General features: G+C 42.2%; 22 protein-coding genes. 11 read left to right on the top strand and 11 right to left on the bottom strand.

From position 1 onward, the window contains the following. Positions 1-92: 92 nt before the first annotated feature. From Q7P97_RS02765 to Q7P97_RS02790, 6 genes are all read right to left on the bottom strand, one after another. On the bottom strand, positions 93-293 hold the full coding sequence (locus tag Q7P97_RS02765; RefSeq protein WP_303966260.1) for a hypothetical protein: 201 nt from the start codon (positions 291-293) through the stop codon (positions 93-95). 25 nt (positions 294-318) lie between these two features. Further along, positions 319-1,257, bottom strand: a complete 939-nt coding sequence (gene yhaM, locus Q7P97_RS02770) for a 3'-5' exoribonuclease YhaM (protein ID WP_085426988.1) — start codon at positions 1,255-1,257, stop codon at positions 319-321. Next, complete coding sequence (locus tag Q7P97_RS02775; RefSeq protein ID WP_303966264.1) at positions 1,257-4,109, bottom strand: ATP-binding protein; 2,853 nt, start codon at positions 4,107-4,109, stop codon at positions 1,257-1,259. The genes yhaM and Q7P97_RS02775 overlap by 1 nt, the downstream gene beginning before the upstream one ends. Position 4,110: 1 nt before the next feature. Next, a complete protein-coding gene (locus tag Q7P97_RS02780) occupies positions 4,111-5,313 on the bottom strand; it encodes a metallophosphoesterase family protein (RefSeq protein WP_303966266.1) in 1,203 nt (400 codons plus the stop codon). Between the two features lie 283 nt (positions 5,314-5,596). Beyond that, positions 5,597-6,856, bottom strand: coding sequence for an ABC transporter permease (locus Q7P97_RS02785; protein WP_303966269.1), 1,260 nt, complete (start codon positions 6,854-6,856; stop codon positions 5,597-5,599). Next, the gene (locus Q7P97_RS02790; protein ID WP_099625561.1) at positions 6,849-7,748 is read right to left on the bottom strand and encodes an ABC transporter ATP-binding protein; all 900 of its coding nucleotides are present in this window, start codon (positions 7,746-7,748) and stop codon (positions 6,849-6,851) included. The genes Q7P97_RS02785 and Q7P97_RS02790 overlap by 8 nt, the downstream gene beginning before the upstream one ends. A 188-nt stretch (positions 7,749-7,936) precedes the next feature. On the opposite strand from Q7P97_RS02790, the gene Q7P97_RS02795 reads away from it, so the two are divergent. The 4 genes from Q7P97_RS02795 (at position 7,937) to mgsA (ending at position 10,709) form a co-directional block, all read left to right on the top strand. Beyond that, on the top strand, positions 7,937-8,122 hold the full coding sequence (locus Q7P97_RS02795) for a YhzD family protein (protein ID WP_085426993.1): 186 nt from the start codon (positions 7,937-7,939) through the stop codon (positions 8,120-8,122). Between the two features lie 154 nt (positions 8,123-8,276). Beyond that, a complete protein-coding gene (locus Q7P97_RS02800) occupies positions 8,277-9,902 on the top strand; it encodes an S-layer homology domain-containing protein (protein WP_303966274.1) in 1,626 nt (541 codons plus the stop codon). Beyond that, the gene (locus tag Q7P97_RS02805; RefSeq protein ID WP_303966277.1) at positions 9,899-10,147 is read left to right on the top strand and encodes a DUF3006 domain-containing protein; all 249 of its coding nucleotides are present in this window, start codon (positions 9,899-9,901) and stop codon (positions 10,145-10,147) included. The genes Q7P97_RS02800 and Q7P97_RS02805 overlap by 4 nt, the downstream gene beginning before the upstream one ends. Before the next feature lie 157 nt (positions 10,148-10,304). Further along, positions 10,305-10,709 carry a methylglyoxal synthase gene (gene mgsA, locus Q7P97_RS02810; RefSeq protein ID WP_303966280.1) on the top strand — a complete coding sequence of 135 codons (405 nt, stop codon included), beginning with the start codon at positions 10,305-10,307 and terminating at the stop codon, positions 10,707-10,709. A gap of 67 nt (positions 10,710-10,776) precedes the next feature. On the opposite strand, the gene Q7P97_RS02815 is transcribed toward mgsA, so the two are convergent. The 4 genes from Q7P97_RS02815 to Q7P97_RS02830 form a co-directional block, all read right to left on the bottom strand. Next, positions 10,777-11,559: an enoyl-CoA hydratase gene (locus Q7P97_RS02815; RefSeq protein ID WP_099625558.1), complete on the bottom strand. Its 783-nt coding sequence runs from the start codon at positions 11,557-11,559 to the stop codon at positions 10,777-10,779. Positions 11,560-11,676: 117 nt separating this feature from the next. After that, complete coding sequence (locus Q7P97_RS02820; protein WP_303966283.1) at positions 11,677-13,185, bottom strand: coproporphyrinogen III oxidase; 1,509 nt, start codon at positions 13,183-13,185, stop codon at positions 11,677-11,679. A gap of 61 nt (positions 13,186-13,246) precedes the next feature. Then, positions 13,247-13,597: a YlbF/YmcA family competence regulator gene (locus Q7P97_RS02825; RefSeq protein WP_303966286.1), complete on the bottom strand. Its 351-nt coding sequence runs from the start codon at positions 13,595-13,597 to the stop codon at positions 13,247-13,249. Between the two features lie 11 nt (positions 13,598-13,608). Beyond that, on the bottom strand, positions 13,609-14,766 hold the full coding sequence (locus Q7P97_RS02830) for a DUF445 domain-containing protein (protein ID WP_303966289.1): 1,158 nt from the start codon (positions 14,764-14,766) through the stop codon (positions 13,609-13,611). Positions 14,767-14,940: 174 nt separating this feature from the next. Between Q7P97_RS02830 and Q7P97_RS02835 the strand changes: the two genes are divergently transcribed. Next, positions 14,941-15,720, top strand: a complete 780-nt coding sequence (locus Q7P97_RS02835; RefSeq protein WP_303966291.1) for a helical backbone metal receptor — start codon at positions 14,941-14,943, stop codon at positions 15,718-15,720. Between the two features lies 1 nt (position 15,721). Here the strand turns inward: Q7P97_RS02835 and Q7P97_RS02840 are convergent, their stop codons facing one another. After that, complete coding sequence (locus tag Q7P97_RS02840; RefSeq protein WP_303966294.1) at positions 15,722-16,114, bottom strand: ferritin-like domain-containing protein; 393 nt, start codon at positions 16,112-16,114, stop codon at positions 15,722-15,724. An 84-nt stretch (positions 16,115-16,198) separates the two neighbouring features. Between Q7P97_RS02840 and Q7P97_RS02845 the strand changes: the two genes are divergently transcribed. The 6 genes from Q7P97_RS02845 (at position 16,199) to Q7P97_RS02870 (ending at position 20,051) form a co-directional block, all read left to right on the top strand. Further along, positions 16,199-16,402 carry a DUF5342 family protein gene (locus Q7P97_RS02845; protein WP_085427003.1) on the top strand — a complete coding sequence of 68 codons (204 nt, stop codon included), beginning with the start codon at positions 16,199-16,201 and terminating at the stop codon, positions 16,400-16,402. A 44-nt stretch (positions 16,403-16,446) separates the two neighbouring features. After that, positions 16,447-16,599: a hypothetical protein gene (locus Q7P97_RS02850; RefSeq protein WP_303966297.1), complete on the top strand. Its 153-nt coding sequence runs from the start codon at positions 16,447-16,449 to the stop codon at positions 16,597-16,599. Positions 16,600-16,897: 298 nt separating this feature from the next. After that, on the top strand, positions 16,898-18,235 hold the full coding sequence (locus Q7P97_RS02855) for a hemolysin family protein (protein WP_303966300.1): 1,338 nt from the start codon (positions 16,898-16,900) through the stop codon (positions 18,233-18,235). Between the two features lie 60 nt (positions 18,236-18,295). Then, entirely contained in the window at positions 18,296-18,715 is a 420-nt protein-coding gene (locus tag Q7P97_RS02860; protein ID WP_303966303.1) for a disulfide oxidoreductase, read from the top strand. Between the two features lie 6 nt (positions 18,716-18,721). Beyond that, a complete protein-coding gene (locus Q7P97_RS02865; RefSeq protein ID WP_303966305.1) occupies positions 18,722-19,195 on the top strand; it encodes a thioredoxin family protein in 474 nt (157 codons plus the stop codon). Between the two features lie 13 nt (positions 19,196-19,208). Next, entirely contained in the window at positions 19,209-20,051 is an 843-nt protein-coding gene (locus Q7P97_RS02870; RefSeq protein ID WP_303966307.1) for an RluA family pseudouridine synthase, read from the top strand. Positions 20,052-20,531 lie beyond the last annotated feature (480 nt).

The raw sequence follows: 20,531 nt of genomic DNA on the forward strand, positions 1-20,531 counted from the left end.
CGATCCAATCAATCTGTTACGTACTTTTCCAGAATCGAAGAAAGGTATCACCGTTTCACTGTCTTCATCTTTATAGACCACAATCTAACTTGTCAACCACTCAGTAGCGCAGGCACAACTGCGGGGTAGGCCGTGGCCATGAGACAACTGGCAGCCCCACCGCTAGTTGGCTCATGGCTGGAGGCAATCCCCCACGTGCCTGCGCGAGTCCAAAAAGCAGAACCTTTACTAACTTCCATGCCCAAGTCAACGTCGAGCAACGACCCAATAAGCAGATCAACAGCGCCTTCCACTACCACAACTCGTTATCTACCTACCTCACTCAAAAGTTGGCTTATAGAACGAACGGTTATCCAGTGGGAATACGCGCTCAGAGAACTCGCCTGGCGTAGTCTTCGACATGACGCGGTTCAGCATATTCATCTTCGCATCGATATTATCGATATAATGAAGAATCTCCGCCTCCTTCAACATCGGACGCTTCGGACTGCCCCACTCCTCTTTACCATGGTGAGACAACACCATATGCTGAAGCAACATCACTTCCTCGCCCTCAATCTCCAACTCTTCTGCAGCCTTGGAGATTTCATTGACCATAATTGTAATATGTCCTAGCAAATTCCCTTCGATCGTATACTGCGTACCGACTGGACCTGACAACTCGATGACCTTACCGATATCATGCAAAATAATTCCTGCATACAGTAAATCTTTGTTCAACGTTGGATACAATTCCGCGATCGCCTTACCGAGTTTCAGCATCGAAACGACGTGGTCTAGTAAGCCCGAAACGTAGTCATGATGATTTCTCGTAGCCGCTGGATATAATACGAAATCTTGCTGATGCTTCTTCAATAAATGACGTGTCACGCGCTGAATTTGTGGATTCTGCATTTCAAAGAAATACTGCATTAATTCGTCTAACAATACTTCCTTGCTCTTTTCAGCAGAAGGTACTAAATCCGCAATTGTTACCCCTTCATCTTCTTTCGCAGGACGAATCGCTTTCAAACGAAGTTGATTTTTTCCACGGTACTCATGAATTTCTCCGCCTACTTTTACGATGGTTGCTCCCTGATACATCTGGGCTTGTTCTTCACCCGCATCCCAAAGTTTCGCTTCAAGGTCACCACTTTTATCTTGCAGAATCAACGTCATGAACGGACTCCCTTGCTGTGTGACACCTTTTGTTGCCTGCTTAATCAATAAATACATGTCGATTGTTTCGCCGACTTGATAGTCAAGTAGTTTTTTCATCAGTGGATCTCCCCTTTAACTTTTCGTCCAATCTCAATTGTATGAGGTTCACTTGGCCATTTCGACTTCATTTCTTGATGGCAAGTAAAGTACAGAAATTGGTGAGATGGTTGTAACTCCGTAAGTATTTCTATCATACGCGAAAGTCGCTCATTATCAAAGTGAACAAATGGGTCATCCATAATAATTGGAAACGGTGCGCGCTCTAATAATTCATACGCTAACGCCAAGCGCAACGAAAGGTAAGCTTGCTCTTTTGTCGCTTGACTAAGCTCATTGATCATGAAAGATTGCCCTTCTGTTGTGACTGCCTCGAAATACCCTTCCGCGGTTAAGCCAAGCGTCGCATATCGATTCCCAGTTAATTTGCTAAACCATTCATTCGCCTGAAGAAGAACGGCCGGTAATTGATGTTCTTTCCACTCGCTCATCGTTTGCCGAATTGCCTCACGGACCGCTTTTCGGATTACCCATTGTTCTGTCATATCTTCTAGCTCGGCTTTTCGCACTTCAAATAATTGCTGAAGTTCGCTATACGTTCGGCTTGCAACCATTTGCGAGATTTCATGTCCAACTTTCACTTGCTCATCTACAAGCTCCACTACTTCTTTGCGAATCATTTCCAGGCGGTTTGTCGTTTCACTGCGCTGTCCCTCAAGTTCAGGTAAGGTCCACTCTTTAACCAATGGTTCCTTGGTATATAAGGACAGTTGTGCTTCTACTTCTTTTAGCTGTCGTTTCAATAATTGAGCATCTTGATCTTGCTGATATGCTGTGTAAAATTGTTCTTTTTCTGATACCCCTATGACCTCGAACAATTGTTGAATTTCTGCTGTTACCGTCTTCAACAATTCCTGTGTTTCATCTACTTGCTCTTTAATTTCACGTAGCGTTTGTTCTTTATTTAGATGCTTTTCTTGCAGGCTGTTTTGACGCTGTAGTTCTTGACGAAGTCTTTCATACAAACCTTCTTCAGCCACTGGCCCGAGTACTTCTTCCACTTCTTGAATCAATGACCGTATTAGCTGTGTCGTGGTTTGTAGACGTTGTTGCCATGTTCGCTGATCTATCTCTACGTCTTGAAACTCGCGCAACAAACGAAAGCTTTCTTGGATATTGAATGTTGGATCAAATGGCTCATCTCGTAACAGATCTTGCAACTTCTTCACCGCTTGTTGTTTTAGCAGATAAAGTTGTTCCATTTCCTCTGCGTATTTCTGCAATTTGCGATCCATTCTTTCAATCTCTGTAGATACTTGTTGCTGATCACGCTGTTGCATGTCATGACGTGCAGCTAGCCTTTCTAATTCAACCGCTAGCGCTTCATGATCTCGAATGAACGTTTGTTGGTCTGATACAGAATCAGGTTTTTGTGTAAATAACCAAAACCCGACCGCCATAACTACTAGACCAAGCCCTGCGAACAACCACTGCTGCTGCATGACACTATATGCCCCGATCACCAGTCCAATGAGCAAAATAACGATCGGAACCATTCCATTCGAAGCCTGCTGATCCCCTGCTGATACAATGAATTTAGCTTCTGTAAGTTTACGCTGCAATTCCGGCCAGGTTGCCAGTTTCTCTCGTTCAGAATCAGACAATCGCAAACGTTCAGTCCGTTCTTTTTGTCGCTCCGCTTCTTGACGTTCACTTTCCGCTTCCGCCAATAAGCGCTGCAATGCTTTTAATTGCTGATCCATTTCTTTCTGTTCTTCAAGAACAGGTTCGAGCTGGCGTTCACGTTGAATGGAAACATCCATCGTCCCTATTGATGCTTGTTGTTCATCTGTTAATCCTAAACGATTGATGAACTGGTGTCGTTTCTTTTCAAGTACTTGTATTTCCTGTTCAGCAGTAAGCCGCTCCGATCGTAATCGATGCCATTCTGCTTCTTGTGCTACCCAGCGTTCCAGTTTCTGTTGTTCATTTTTGGGGCGCAAGTCAATCAATTCCGATTGCCACTCCGCTTGTTCTTTCTCTAAACGTGATTTCTTTAGCTTCAATTCTGATTGTTTACTTGCAAGTTCTTCATAACGCCGAATACCTGCTGCTGGAAAATCATCAGGTAGATGGGAGATTTGTTCAAGTAATTGCTTGCGCTGTTGCTGCAACGGAACAACTTGCATCGCGATTCGCTGTTCTTCAGATTGCTTGTAAAGGCGCTGCTCTTCTGAACGTAATGCCGCCACTTGTTCGTCAAATTCTTGCTTGCGAATAGTCAACGGTTCATACGTCGATAGCTTTTGTTGTTCTTTCAGCATCGCTTGTTCCAGTTCACGTATTTCGGCCAGTTTTTTATTCATGGGTGGTATTTTGCCCGACTTTTTGAAGAGGCCGCCCATTTCCTTCTCCATCTTCTTTTCCACTTTCCATAACGTATCAAGACCTGTCGTACCGGAAGCAAGCAAAGTCCGACTCAAATCATTTTCATCCATTTTCTCAAGATCTTGTAGCTGGAATAAGGAGAAAGAGAAGATCGATTCAAATGCTTGCCGATCATAACCTCTTAACAACCTCTTCAATTCCTCTTCTTCTGCAATACGTCCATCATCAAAACGGATGGAGACGTCACCCGAAGACTTTCCGCGCACTCGTTCGATCATCCAATTACCATACTCTTGATCTTCAATATATAGACAGCCACCGTATTTCCCACCTGTTTTCGGTTCATAGCGTTGCTCTTGTTGATTCTTTTGAGGAAATCCAAATAAAATATGAAGAATGGCTTGCTGAATAGTCGTTTTTCCCGCTTCATTCGGTCCATATAACAGGTTCATGCCCGGTCGCAAATCAATTTCCAAATTTTCATGCTGACCGAATCCGTACAGAAGTATTTTTCGGATTTTCATTTTAGCCCTCCTTCCACATTTCATCCTCTAGCAATGCGGCTGCCTGCTGTTTCAATCGCTCAAAATCTGCAGGTGTCAGCGATTCTAAATAGCGACCCGCTTTATGGCTATACACTTCTTTCACCAAATCATTCCAGTCATCTGTTTCCCAGCCGGATAACGTGCTCTCCACTGGCTCAAGTAATGAATTTGAAACTATCGTATCTCTGATCAATGGCCATTCAATCGATGAGATCCAGACGAATGGCTCCATATCTTCATATTGTTCTCGCAGAATATCAAGCCACTCCACTTCAGATCTTGCTAAATCGTTTGCTAGCCCTTCCGTATGTTCCATCACTAGTTCTACGACGACACTGCCAATCTCGGCTGTCAATTGATCGACGGCTTCCTGACATGCTGAAATCCAGTCATCCGCATATTCGATTCCTTCGCATGAAACCGTCAATGACGTGAAAACAATATCCGACGTTTCCACAAAGGTAAGAGACGTGTTGGCAGATGTCATCGAGACGTCGTAAAATCCTTTATGCCCTTGTTCATTACGGTGTCTTCCTTGAATATTACCTGGATAGACGATGGGCGGTTCTTGAGACAACACTTGGCGTTTGTGAATATGACCAAGCGCCCAGTAATGGTAGTGCTTACTTTGCAATTCATTGATAGTAAACGGTGCATATACGGCATGCTCTGCGTCACCCGCCACACTTCCGTGTAACAGACCGATATGTATTCCATCTGTCGCATTTGGATAGTGCGCAATCATCGGCTCTTTGACATGACGCTGTGGGTAGCTGAAGCCGTGTAAATAAATGTTTTCGTTACGAATAGTTAGTTGTTTTTGCTCTACCTGTTCAGTAAACACGTGAACATTTTCCGGCAATGACACGCGAGTCCATCTGCCTGCTAAGTGGTCGTGATTTCCATATGACAAGTAGACCGGGATATTTACTTTTTGAAGTTGTTGCATACCTTGCTGGAAACGAATTTGCGCACGCAAGCTACGGTCTTCACCGTCGTAAAGATCACCGACAATGACAACGAAATCCGGTCGCTCCTTAACTGCGTAGGCTATGAATCGGTCGAACGCAGCGAATGTAGACTGCTGCAGTCGAGCAAGCTCGTCCGGCCCTGCTGCGGCCATGCCTTTAAAAGGGCTGTCCAAATGCAGGTCGGCTGTATGTAAAAAACGGATGGGTTCCATAGGTTGCACCTCTTCCACGAATACTCGTTCCTATTTTACCATATTTCATCTATTACTGGAAAGTGGACAGGCGAAACAGTAGTAAATGGGAAAGCACCGTTAATCGACGTTCCAGGCGGACGCTTTCCAGCGGGCATGGCTTGAGTCTCCTCGTACTCACTAACTCCCCTTACTCTTGAACTTGAACTCAAACTCGAACTTGAACTTGAACTCAAACTTAAATCCACAAAAAAAAAGTATCCCAAGAAGCACTGTGACTTCAAGGGACACTCTTCACCTAAACCTATTCCTTTCCAAGCTGTATAGCCTTCTTCAAATCCTTAAGCGAACGAGACGGCCCATACATCAACACGCCGCCACGGTACACCTTCGCACCGAACCAGCCAAGGATGAAGATCGTCACTAGCATGATACCGATCGAAAGCAAAGGCTCCCATAAAGGTAAATCGAGCATACCAACCCGCAAGAACATGACGAGTGGAGCGAAGAATGGGATGAATGACGCGATTTTCAAATAGCCCATCTCTGGATTCCCAAGCCCCGTTGCAGCGATAATGAAAGCCGCTACGACGAGTAACGACATCGGCATAATCATCTGCTGTACGTCTTCTGTCCGGCTTACTAGTGAGCCAAGTAGCGCAGCTAGAGTCGCATAAAGGAAATAGCCTAGCAAGAAGAAAATGACAGCATAGACCAGCGTGCTAACTTGCAAGTTTTCCAGGCTGAAGAATGCGGATAGTTCATTTTCTTCTCCTGTGGATGATAGTTTATAAGCTACAAACCCTGACACGGCATAGACTAGAATTTGCGCAATCCCGAGCGATCCGATTCCAAGCACTTTCGCAAACATATGCTTAACAGGTGATACGCTTGAAATCAAAATTTCCATTACACGTGATGACTTTTCCGTAGCTACTTCCGTCGCAATCATCGACGAATAAATGATAACCGCAAAGTAAATGACGAACATTAATACATACACTAAGACTCGAGCTTGGTTCAGCTCTTCTTCAGATTTTGCTGTTTCTGAAATATTATGCTTTTCAAATTGAATCGGCGCAAACAGCTCAGAAACTTGTTCACCGGATAAAGATAGCTGTTCCGCTTTCACTTGCGTTTGAATATTTTGCAATGCATCTTGTAAAGCAGAAGGCAAAAATTGATCTACCAAACTACCTGTTGTATAAGACGCTTGGATAGTTTGATCTTTATCAAAACTCAATACTATGAACGAAGCGATTTCTTCCAATTTCACTTGCTCTGCCAACTGATCTTGCGAGTCTTCTGTCAGCTCCAATGAAATTTCTTGTTCATTTTGCTGAAGTTGTTCATGCAACCGGTCAAACAATACCCCACTCTCATCCACGACTAGTACACGGTCATCTTCACTGTTTCCCATTAACTGACCGACTTTGTCTATAATGCTCGGCAAATTCGCAAAGAGAAAAATACCCGCCACCATGATGAGCGTTGTAATGAAAAATGATTTCGTTTTGGCTTTGGTCAAGAAACTTTGTTTAAAAATAATCCAAAATTCACGCATGCTCTTTCCCCACTTTCGCAATAAATATGTCTTGCAAAGATGGTTCTTCTATTTCAAAATGGCGTATCGGCCCTTTTTGCAATGCTGCTTGTAACAACGCATGTGCCACTCGTTCATCTTCTACCTGAAAAACTGCGCCTTCCAAAGAATAATGAGCAGTCGTAACTCCTTCAAACCCCTCTAGCTCAGTGAGTGGGAAGTCTGAACGGATCCGGACATTCTGTTTGCTGAATGAACGCTTAACGTCACGCAACTTTCCACTGACTAATTGTTTGCCATGATGAATAATACTGAGTTGCTCACATAACTCTTCCACATGATCCATACGGTGGCTGGAGAACAGAATCGTTGCCCCATTATTGCGGAAGTCCACTATCGCTTTTTTCAACATCTCGACATTTACTGGATCAAGTCCTGAGAACGGTTCGTCGAGGATCAGCAATTTAGGATCATGCAATAACGCTGCGATAACTTGTATTTTCTGTTGATTACCTTTAGACAACTCTTCTACTTTTTTATTCGTATTTTGCGGCACTTCAAAACGATCCAACCACTGAAGTGCCGAACTTTTCGCTGCAGACTTTTTCATTCCACGCAACTGTCCGAGAAAGATTAACTGATCCAACACTTTCATTTTTGGATACAGGCCACGTTCTTCAGGCAAATAACCGATCAGCGGGCTCGTTTCATAGGATATGGTGCGTCCGTTCCAAGTAATATTTCCTTCTGTCGGAGTTAATAATCCGAGAATCATTCGGAACGTCGTCGTCTTTCCTGCTCCGTTTGCTCCGAGGAAACCGTACATTGTCCCCTCTTCCACTGTCAATGACAGCTGGTCCACAGCTGTAAAATCTCCAAACTGTTTAGTCACTTGTTCTAATTCTAAGGCCACGCACATCATCCCCTTTAGTAATCTCATTATCTTGTTATACGATTCAATTGAAAATATGTTTCAAAATTATAAATATTCTTCTACTAAAGTCTAACATGAAGGATCTTTTATGCTTTCAATATTATGAATAGCTATTCATTTGAAGTGATTCATAGTATACTGAATAAAAGGTTTATGGAGGCGATATGATGAAAACTTACAAACTTACTGCTTACGAAAAAAATGGTTCACTCATTACAGAAGAGACCTTCTCTGCAGAATCAGATGACGCAGCAAAAGAACAAGGTAATCAGATGCTGATCGAAAAAGATCTGCTGGACCGAACACATCGCTTAGCTTCACCGCTTGGTAAACTATTATTATTCCATACGTAATTACACGACGAAATCTCCTTTTCACGAGAGATTTCGTCTTTTTTTGATTAATAATTCCTATACATAAATTGCTACCCTAGTACTCTTGCACGTTTTAAGCATAAGGGAGATACTATTTCATGCACGAAATGCAAGAAAACTAGGAGGAACAGATTTGAAGAAGATTTTGTATTCATTATTTATCGTCGTACTGATGCTCTGTTTATTTCCGCAGCAACAAGCTTTTGCTAAAGGATTTCCAGATGTTTCACAATATACGGATGAAATCCAATTTCTCACGGATAAAAAAATCATTACAGGATATCCAGACGGAACATTTAAACCGAAAGACAATCTAACTCGCTTACAAGCTGTCACTATGATTTTGCGAGAAAAACAGATTACCGATTTCACAGCACCAGACCCTGGCTTCACTGATTTGAAGAAAGGGAATCACGGCTATGAAAAAGTAGCAAAGGCCGTGCAACTAGGCTTTATATCTGGAAAGACCCATACAAACGGTTCAAAGTACTTTGATGCTTCGGCTCCGTTGACACGCGGACAAATGGCGAAAATCTTAGTTCAAGGCTATCAGTTACCTAAAACCAAAGATGTACACTTTACAGATGTTAGTGATCTAAATGGATTTAAAGATGATATCAGTGTCTTAGCTTCTGAAAATATCACGACAGGCTATTTGGATGGTTCATTCGGACCAAATAATAAACTGTCGAGACAACATTTCGCAGTCTTTATGGCGCGCATGATGAATCCAAGTTTTAAGCCAATGCCGAATATGCAAGTTCACTTCATCGATGTGGGGCAAGGGGATTCTATTCTGATCCAATCGCCAGACGGCAAAAATATGTTGATTGATGCGGGAACTGCGCTCGACGCACCTAAAGTTATTGCATTCCTAGAATCTAGAAATATCAAAACGCTAGACATCGCGCTGGCTACACATCCACATGCTGATCATATTGGTGGATTTGAAGATGTCCTTAAGACCTTTACAGTAAAACAATTTATCGACAGTGGGAATGTTCATACGACTGCAACATATGCTAATTTACTTACGTTGATTGACAAAAAGAATATCCCATTCTCAGTAGCACAAACAGGCGACACAATCGCTCTCGACTCTGCGATTAAACTGAATGTACTACACACAGATGAGAAAGCAATTAATCATAACGCCGCTTCCATTGTCACGCGACTGGCGTATGAAAATGTCAGTTTCTTATTTACAGGTGATGCGGATGAACGTGTAGAGAAAGAAATGATTGGTCAATCTAATCTAAAGAGCACGTATTTGAAAGTAGGTCATCATGGTTCACGGACAAGTACTTCTGCTGCTTTTCTGGCAGTTGTGAAGCCACAGGCCGCCATATTGTCTTATGGAAAAAACAATATATATGGACATCCACATGCGGAAACCGTCAAACGTTTAAAAGAGGCGGGTATAAAAACGTATGCTACGGAAACTGCAGGTACGATTACAGTGACTACGAATGGCACAGCCCATTCCGTTACTACATCACTGACAAAACCCGCGCCAGTTCCAAAGCCTATACCGAAACCCGATCCTAAACCTGTACCAAAGCCTGATCCTAAGCCTGTACCGAAGCCTAACCCTAAGCCAGATATCAATTCAGGGTTGTACGTCATACCGGGTGCACCTACTTCATTCAAGAATTGTACCGAGATGCGAAAATCCTATCCGAATGGTGTAAAAAAAGGTCATCCGGCATATGCTAGTAAGCATGATCGAGATAAAGATGGGTGGGCATGCGAACGATGACAAAAGGTCAACGATACACATTAGATCGGATTGAAGATGGTTTTTATGTCTTTTTGTATTATGAGAATGAGCAGAAAGAACTTGTGATTCCTGTAACAGAACTATCTGCTGAGTTGACTGAAGGAGATGTAGTAGAACTCTTCATCGAGGACGCGCATTATACAGTTCGTATCTTACAAGAAGAAACCGAAGATCTACAAAAGAAAGTTGAAAATCTATTGGAAAAATTAAAAAACAAGAAGTAATATCCAACTACTATCCCTTGATGAACTGTTTACAGATCATCAAGGGACTTTTGGTTGCGGATAGAATTACTTAAACTTATACTAAAAAGCACGAGATTTTTAACGTTTTTTGTGATACGCTATGGTCGTCAAGATATCGTAGAAGGAAGTGACTCGTTTGAACATTGCTTTGATTGCGCATGATGAAAAAAAGGCTGAATTGGTCAATTTCGCCATTGCTTATGAGCAGATTTTTGCTAAACACACCCTTTATGCAACGGGCACAACAGGATTACGCATTATGGAAGAAACAGAGCTATCCATTACACGACTGAATTCAGGACCGCTTGGTGGCGATCAACAGATCGGTGCCATGATTGCAACCGGACAGCTTGATTTGGTTTTATTCTTCCGAGATCCGCTAACAGCTCAACCACATGAGCCGGACGTCAGTGCTTTACTTCGATTATGTGATGTCTATGGGATTCCGCTAGCTACGAATTTGGCTTCAGCAGAGTTACTATTACGCGCCATAGAAAAAGGCTATTTCTCTTGGAGAGAAACAGCCGCTAAGTATCAATAATTTTTTAATAACAGTTATAGATATACACAAGACGCGCAGTTTTCATAGCGCGTCTTCTTCATGTCTTTTATTGACCTGTGAAGTTTGGTTTTCTTTTCCCTACAAATGCCTGAACGCCTTCACGATGGTCAGTTGTTAAGCGCATAGCCAATTGTGCTTCACCTTCAAGCTTCAATACTTGCTCGAGCTTTGCGATTCCTTCTGCATGAAGAATTTTCTTTGATGCGATCATGGAAGCTGTCGGCGAATGCAAAATGACTTGGGCACGTTGTTGTGCCGTGTTCCACGCTTCTCCGTCCGCTACCGCTTCATCGACGAGTCCAATTTGCATGGCACTTTTTCCGTCGAGTACTTTCCCCGACCAGATGAGTTGTTTAGCTCTTGCAGTACCTACACGCTCTTTCAAGAAGAAGTGACCGCCACCATCTGGCACGAGTCCGATTCCAATAAAGTTCATGGCGATTTTACTTGACTCTTCCGCGATGACGACGTCGCATGCAATGGCAATACTACATCCTAATCCCGCCGCCGCACCATGTACGGATGCAATAGTAATTTGAGGCATACTGTACATCGCCAATGCTAATCTCGATAAGTCGACCATAACATCCTCCATTTTCATCGGACCATTTGGATCTAGCATAGCTTTAACGTTACCGCCAGCAGAAAATGCGCGGCCAGCTCCTCTAAATAGTACAACATGCACGGATGAATTATTCTTTAGTTGATCCACGATGTCTGCAAGATCCTTCATCATGACTCCGTCCATCGCGTTCATTACTTCAGGCTGGTTAAAAGTTACGGTTGCTAATCTTCCTTCAACTTCTACTTCAATCTGTTTTGTCAAAATTAATTCCCCCTTTGAATGAATGGTTGTTCATTCATTACATTATACACAATTGGCTGAGCATTTGCATAACTTTCACAAAAAATATCCCCAACGACTTTTGCGTTAGGGATATCCGTATTACTTGAGGGGGTGCGTAGATGGGAATAACTCTTCCAAATACGCTATTTTCTTATCGATCGCTTCTTCAAATCCTAAAATATAAGCCCCAGGTTCTTTCGGATTGTGGAATTGCGTCAACTTGCCTGTTGCCGGTTCCATAAACTTACTCGAAGCTCCGCAACCCATACCGATAATGGTCTGTGCTTCTTCCATGATCAAAATATTATAGAGACTCTCTTCACCAGGTTTCGAGTACCCGACATTCTCCAGATTCCCTAGAATATTTTTCTGACGGTAAAGATAATACGGTATGTAGCCGTTAGCGCGAGACCATTCTTCTCCACGCGTCATCATTTTTCCTACTGTTTCACGATCCGCCACTTGATACTTGTCTTTATTGCGTGTCATTTCAGAAGCGCGCTTGAATGACAACGTATGGATCGTTAATGATTCAGGTTGCATCTTTTCTGTTTCAGCGAGCGAATGCTCAAATTCCTCCAGACCTTCATTCGGTAAACCGATGATCAAGTCCATATTGATATTGCGCATTCCTTGCTCTCGAGACAACCAATACTTATCGATTGTTTCCTGTACGGTGTGATGACGACCGATAGCTTTCAATGTTTCATCCGTATAGGACTGCGGATTGACACTGATTCGATCTATCCCCCACTTCTTCAGTACTTCAAGCTTAGGTACTGTAATCGTATCAGGACGTCCGGCTTCCACTGTCACTTCACGCACATGTTCCATATAAGGGAACGAGTCCATCATCGTTTGATAAAGCGCGTCCATTTCCTCTGCTTCAATAGACGTAGGTGTTCCGCCACCGAAATAAATCGTCGTGATACGAATATCATGTTCTTTCAGCCATTTACCCATTGCACGCATTTCTTCATGCAAGCCATCGAGGAATGTTTCCACTCGCCCGCTTTTACGATGAATGGCATAGGCAGGAAACGTACAATACGCACATTTTGTCGGACAAAACGGAATGCCAATATAAATACTCACTTCTTCTTTTAATGAATACAAATCAGGTAACGCATTCAACTGAACGTCTGCAATTTCTGCAATTAATTCACTTTTACGTACGGATACGCGATGACGTTGCTGAAGTAATTGCTTCGCTTCGTCAACGGTATGACCATCTTGACGATACATATGGTACAACTTAGTAGGACGGATTCCTGTCAAAATACCCCACTCTTGATCCATCCCTGTTGCTTGCTCCAATACATCAAGCAACACGTGGGAATACATTCTTTTACGCTGGCGTAATTGTTGACGCTCTTCCGTTTCTTTTATCTCTTCCGCAAATCGAGATGTGAAGTGCTTACCATTCCACTGAATATCCGCAGTGACGCTAGGCGCTTCTCCGTAATCTTCATTAAACTGAAGATTAATTGCCGTATCTTCTGCATGATCTGTAACAATTTTAGACTGTTCAAAAAATAAATTGGCTAAATGCGTAAACATTCGGATCCAATCTTGGGGGAATTGTTCTTTTACTAGTAATTGCTGCATCGTTCTCTCCTACTCTCCATCTGTTGAAAAAAACCGGCCAAGGCCGGTTTAGATGTATCTATTAATTAAATCCTTCGTATAAATCTTGAATGGGTTTCAATACTACACGGTTTACTTCTTCAATCAATTCGCTTAGTTTCATTTCAGCAGTAAGCATCGCCAAGATTTTCGGATTTTCCTGAGCGAGTTGTGCTGTTTTCTGTGCATGCTCAAGCTCATCTGCTTCAATCTCTTCGCCTGCCATTTGCTTCTGTTGCAAATTCATTTGGATTTCACGGAAGCTTTCGAACAATGCACGTGCTTGCTCGTCACTTTTCACGTCTGCCATCGCTGTTTTCACCGCTACATACTCATCTGTCTTGCGCAAAGTAGATTCCAATTTGTTCATATCATCATAAATATTTACTGACATACTATCTCCTCCTACAATCCATTTAGTGTAAGTGCAATAATTCCTTGCACGATTCCAATGATCCCACCAAGAAATGCGCCTAGAACCGTGATCATCTTAAACTCTCTGCGTGAAATCCCCAGCACCAAATCTTCGAGTACTGCCACTGGGAATGTGTCTACTTGTTCTTTCACCATTTCATCGAGTTTTAACTTTTTTAATGATTCTTCAAGCTGTGACTCTGCCTGAGCGAATAAAAAGCTGACAATCTGTGGTGTCACGTTAGCAGCCGTCCAAGTAGATCCTTGTGGCCAGTAATGTGAAAGGCTGTGATCTAGTCTTTCTCGTAGTGCCAATTGATCCAGTGCATATTTTCTTACTGAAGCAAAAACACTATCAAAGTCAAAGCCAGACGTCAACTGTTCCATCGGTTGCTGCTGGACATTCTGCCACTCTTTCCAAATCAGTTGATCCAATAAATCTTTTGTTCCAGGAGCTTCTATAAATCGAAGTGCTTCTCGCTGAACCTTGCCGACAAGTGATTCCGATTCTCCAAAAAACATATTAAGCATACCGCCGAATGTACCTTTTGAAGCTAAGAAGTCATCAATCAGCTTTTGGAATGTCTGTCTTCCTTCTGCCGAATCTACAAATTGACTGGCACGCTGCAATACAAAATCAGAAGCTAAAGGAATTCTTTCTTCGATTTGTTGTTGCCAACGAAGCGGCATGACTTCTTCCACTGTACCTGTTGTTACTTTTATCTTCATATCATATAGCTGCTGATCGATCAATGTCACTAACTTATCTTCGACTTGCTCAGGAAGTGCTTCAGCACCTGCAAGCTCGAGCCAGTCGGTCAATGTTTTATCTGATTGCAGAACATATTTATCCATTTTACTTTGAATAAACGTTTCTACACGCTTTTCCATTCCAGGCGTCAACATCTTTTTCCTGAACAGGTCAGGTGTCAGCAAATAATTTGTTACCGTTTTTCCAAGCTGCGTTGCCAATTCATTTCGGCGTTTTGGAATCAAGCCGGGTGTAAATGGCAATCGGGTTTTTCCAATGTATTTTGCTTCATGTGGTCTAAACAGCATCTTAATCGCCAGGTGATTCGTTACCCCACCGATCAATGCGCCAATAAACGCCATGAACAAAATAGTTAACACTATTTTCAATCGCTTCACCTAATTCCACGTGGTCTTCGTTCCAATTATAACAAAAACCAGCTGAATGGAAAGCAATTAGAGACGAAGTTTCCTGACTTTACATTTGATTGCCGTTCAGGTACGTTGCAAGTAGAGTATTATGAACTATAACCATAAGATTTCATTGCAGTAATAAAGGAGGTACTTATTTCATTGAAGAAAGAACTGATTGACCACTTAGGAAGAACCGTTGTTTATAATTTTCCACCGAAACGAATCGTTACATTATGTCCGGGTATTACAGAAACATTATTCGGAATTGGTTTGGAAAATGAAATTGTCGGACGCACACGATACTGTATCTATCCTGAACATGCAAAAAGTGTTCCAGCTGTTGCAGGAACGAAAGATCTGAAGTTGGACTTGATACATGAAGTACAACCTGATTTAATTATTATGGAAAAAGAAGAAAATACAAAAGAGATGGTTGAAACGCTTGCCGAGTTCTATCCTGTATATGTAGCGGAAGTGCAAACCATTCCAGATGCCTATCGCATGATTACAGATATGGGAGCATTGACAGATCGCGAGCAACAGTCGGAATCGCTCGTCACTGAAATCAAACAAGCATTTTCAGAACTGCCTACTCTCCCTGCTGCGCGAGTTGCCTACGTTATTTGGCGAAAGCCCTATATGGTTGCAGGTAAGGACACGTACATCAATTCGTTGTTGCAGAAACTTGGCTTCGTAACGCCTTTTGCTGAATCAGCTGACCGCTATCCTGTCTTAACGGAAGAGCAATTTAAAGAAGCAAATCTCGATTTGGTATTGCTGTCATCTGAACCCTATCCATTTAAAGAAAAACAGCAAGGTCAGTTCCAAGAAATGCTACCCGATTCAGCGATTCAGCTAATTGACGGCGAAATGTTCTGGTATGGCGTTCGGATGCTTGAAGGCGCCAAGTATTTCAAAGACTTTTCATTCGACGTGTGAATTACTTCGTTCCATTAAATATCGTGGACATTCGAATCGCATGCTCCATATCATCATGCAATGCGATAAAAATTGGATCATATGCCTCTTCAGAAGGAATGGTCAAAAACAATTCTTTACATTGCTCTACTGCTTCGAGTTCGAAAACTAGCGCATTTTTAGCTGACTCTTTAAAATTAGTACAAGGCGCCGGCTTTTTCGGATTCGGCACAAACTCGTTTGTTAGAATATAATACAATTGCTGGAACATCTCATAATGACTTTTTTCATCCTCATACGCATGGCGAATGAATTCCTGCCATAGCAAATCATTCGTCAGCTGATACATGGACTTATAATAAAAATACGTTTTATACTTTTCCTCTACCGCATTGCGTAGTTGAGTAACAAACACACACTCATCCTTTCGTTCCTTTTGGTCAGTTTATGAAATGAGCGGACAGGATATCACTAATGGAACCATAAAGGAGAAAACAAGATGCTACAACACTTCAACCATAAAAAGATGTTCGCGGACACTGATTTACCTGGGTGGACGATTTCATTCTATTACCAAAACAAGCAATACAAAGGTGACTACCACAAAGACGGCACGGTCAACTGGACAAACGGCACACCACCTGATGAAGAAAATGTTCTCAAAATGGTGCATGATCTCATGACTTTCCATGTTTATGAATGAGACCATCCTAAATCGACCATCCTTTAACTAGAGGAGGTGCTTTTATGGGCAAAGAACAATCAAAAGGCAAAAAGCAATTGGAAAAAGAGCGTTTAAAGGTACAGAACGAAAAAACCGAAAACGTCTTCGAAGACAAAAGCCGCATCCCCAACGAGCAAAACGCCTTTAAAGAAACCCAGCCACAATACGGCGAGTAAATGCATGTCCTAAGACTGAAGACTAATCCCTTTTAAAAGGACTTGGTCTTCAGTCTTTTATTAATTTCTTCAGCGTATTTGCTATACAAAACTAGTTACTAACTGTAGCACCTCTCTCTTTATCTATAGCTATGGATCGACACATTTTGTATCCCTAAACCGTTTTTTTCTATTCTGCAAGCAAATCGAATTGTATTTTCTCTATAAATAAATTATTATGAAAGATAACTAACATTACTTTACAGGAGGTGTACGCTTTGTTCTTTTCCCTCATCTGGGTTAAGTGCAGAGCTATTATTTGGATATTGCCATACGCTTGGCAGCATTTGCTGCCTTGATCGCAGTCACCGCTTTTTTTGTTGCGTGTGAATTTGCAATCGTGAAAGTCCGCTCATCACGTCTCGACCAATTGATCGACGAAGGTAATCAACGCGCGGTGCTCTCAAAAAAAATTGCCGATAATTTAGATGAATACTTATCCGCTTGTCAGCTCGGAATTACGATTTCGGCACTTGGCCTAGGTATGCTTGGGGAACCAACAGTACGTATGATGTTGGCTCCAGTTTTCGATATGCTTGCTTTGGATGCTAATGTCGAAACCATTCTTTCCTTCACAATCGCTTTAGCGATTGTCACTTATTTGCATGTTGTGGTAGGAGAACTAGCTCCAAAGACCATCGCTTTGCACAAGGCGGAAGAATTATCCCTATCCCTTTCCGTACCACTGAATGTATTTTACCGTCTCATGTACCCGGTCATTAAAGGGATGAACGGATCGGCACGTCTTGTTACACGATTGCTAGGCTTCAAATCCATTTCCGAATTAGAAGTAGGACACACAGAAGAAGAGTTGCGCATCATCTTATCCGATAGCTTGCGTAGCGGTGAAATTAACCAGTCTGAATACAAATACGTAAATCGTATTTTTGAGTTTGATGATCGAGTCGCAAAGGAAATTATGCTGCCACGAACTGAAATGATGACAGTCGATAAAGAAATGACGTTATCTGAAGTATTTGAACTACTAGGAGTAGAACAATTTACACGCTATCCAATTATCGATGGCGACAAAGATCATGTCATCGGATTGATCAACATGAAACATTTACTGACTGCCTATATTAAAGACCCGACAAACGGCAGTAAATCCGTTATGCAGTATATGCAGCCGATTATTCGAGTTATTGAAACTATCCCTATCGGAGATTTACTCTTAAAAATCCAACGTGAACGGATTCATATGGCTATTTTATTAGATGAATATGGAGGAACTTCAGGACTCGTCACCATCGAGGATATCTTGGAAGAAATCGTTGGCGAAATCCGCGATGAATTCGACTTGGATGAACTACCTGAACTTCAAATAGTTGATACAGATCATTATATTCTAGACGCTAAAATGCTAATTGAAAACGTCAATCATGCATTAGACATAGAAATTCTCGAAGAAGACATTGATACGATTGGCGGTTGGTTCATGGATCAACGCTTTGAAGCTATACAAGGTGAGAAGATTATCGAACAAGGATATGAGTTTACTGTCAAAGAAGTAGACGGCAATCACATTCTGTACTTGGAAGCTAAAAAACAACCGCTCGATCATGCAACTAATGAAGTTACCGATTCGTCAAAATAAAAGCTTTCCCGCCTAAACGGGAAAGCTTTTATCTATTACCCTATCGTAAGGAGTGACTATATGAATAAAAAACAGGAAAACTGGCTTCTTGCTATGTGGTCCGTTGCACTTATCGCGACACTCGGTTCTTTATATTTTTCTGAAATTAAAGGCTATGTACCCTGTACAATGTGCTGGTATCAACGGATATTCATGTATCCGATTGTATTGATTGGCCTACTCGCGCTCATACAAAAAAACGTGACGATTGCGTGGACTACTGCCTCACTTTCATTTATTGGAGGTTGTATTTCTCTTTATCACTACGGTATTCAAAAATTAACGTTCTTACAAGATAGTGCACCCGTATGTGGTGGTGTTTCATGTACAGGCGCATACGTCAATTATTTTGGTTTCATTACAATTCCTTTCCTAGCACTAGTAGCATTCGCTTTTATTTTCATCGCAAGTCTTGTACTCTTAAAACAAACGAAGGAGTGAAATACATTGAAAAAATTATTAGCTATTGGTGGAGTGATTGTCGTGATCTTTATTTTGATCATCGTCCTCAATAATAAATCCAATGAAACAAAACTGGCTGACAATCCGTACGGCACAGATAATCTACAGCAATCTACAATTGATTTATTAGATAATGAAAGTTATCAGAACGTTGCACTTCCTGAAGAAGTCTTCAAACAGATTGAAAGTGGCGAGCCTACAACCGTTTATTACTTCAGTCCAGACTGTCCACATTGTATGGATATGACACCTCGTCTAATGCCAATTGCAGATGAATATGACGCACATGTCTATCAATACAATATGTTGGAGTTCAGCGATCAGATAAAACAAGAATACGATATAACAGCATGGCCTACTCTCGTTCATTATAAAGATGGGAAAGAACAAGGCAGAACGGTTGGTTCACAACCTGATGACCAAATCAGAGCATTTTTTGATGAATTCGAAAGCAAATAAGGAGACTACGTAGATGACAAGTTTTCATTATACAACTGAAACACCAGGCGAGACGATTGAAAAACTACTAAGAGAACAATGGCAAGGCGGAAAGAAGTCTGTCCATCAAATGCGTATGGACAAAAGTGTAACAGATACAGAAGGACAACCCGTTGAATGGAAGGAACCTCTTCCTGAAGGGACGGAACTAATCTTCGGTTTCAATGACGCACAATCTTCATATAAACCGGAACCTTCCAACTCCTTAAACGTTTTATGGGAAGACGAGCATGTACTAGCAGTATTCAAGCCTGCTGGTCTGTCCGTACACCCAGAACGCTTGCCAGGGACCGGCACATTGATGAATGAAGTCATGGGCTATGTCGAAGCCAAAGGCGGAAGCTATGCAGAACATATTCACCGCTTAGACCAGCATACGTCGGGCGTTTTACTTATTGCAAAGAATCCATTGGCAAAGACATTATTCGACCGGATGCTGGAGCAGAATCAAATCGAACGGTATTATACTGCCGAGCTTGAAGGCCAGCTAAGAAAACCACGTGGGACGATCAACATGCCCATCGGTAAAGACCGCAGTCATGCGACAAAACGCAGAGTATCCCCTTCTGGCCAGTCAGCGGTCACACATTTTAAAGTGCTCGAGCGCAAAGCGGATACGACTCTTGTCGAAGCGCGATTGGAAACAGGCCGAACACACCAGATCCGTGTCCATTTCTCACATATGGGTCACCCTGTCGTCGGAGATCAGCTGTATGGCAACGAAACGATTAGAAGAGGTCCATATAAGCTAGTCGCTTCCAAAGTGGCTTTCACACATCCTATTACGTCAGAGATGATTGTAATCGAAACTGAATAAGATGAAACAGAGCTGTTCAAGAGGTCGTAGTATTACGACTTCTTGTGACAGCTCTTTTCTATTCTTAAGCTGGAGTAGCTGGCGGTGGTGTTGAACTTCAGTACTTGAATCTAAATAAGTTAAGACAAAACAATAATTGACACACTACCTACAGTAAGTGATCAAAGTACCCGCACTATCAAACTAGAATTGAAGCGGAAGTTGGCGGCGAAGTGCAAAGATGTGCTCCTAACGCTGCGCTTTTACTCGCAAAAGCCGTCCTTCGTTACGGCTCTTCCCGCAGGATCAGCCCGATCAGGTGAGACAACCAAAGAGAGCTTGCGAACTGGTTGGCTCACCGCGGGACCATGGGAAAGCGTCCGCCAGCTGCAGCTTTCATCCCATGCACAATCCAATTAACTCTCTAATTCATTCACCATTCGCCCTTGAACTTAATAACCCTTACTAAGTTTCAAACCACACACTACTCCAAGTAGCGTG

It is taken from the genome of Sporosarcina ureae (genome assembly GCF_029267015.1).
In the GTDB taxonomy this organism is placed as follows: Bacteria; Bacillota; Bacilli; order Bacillales_A; family Planococcaceae; genus Sporosarcina; species Sporosarcina ureae_D.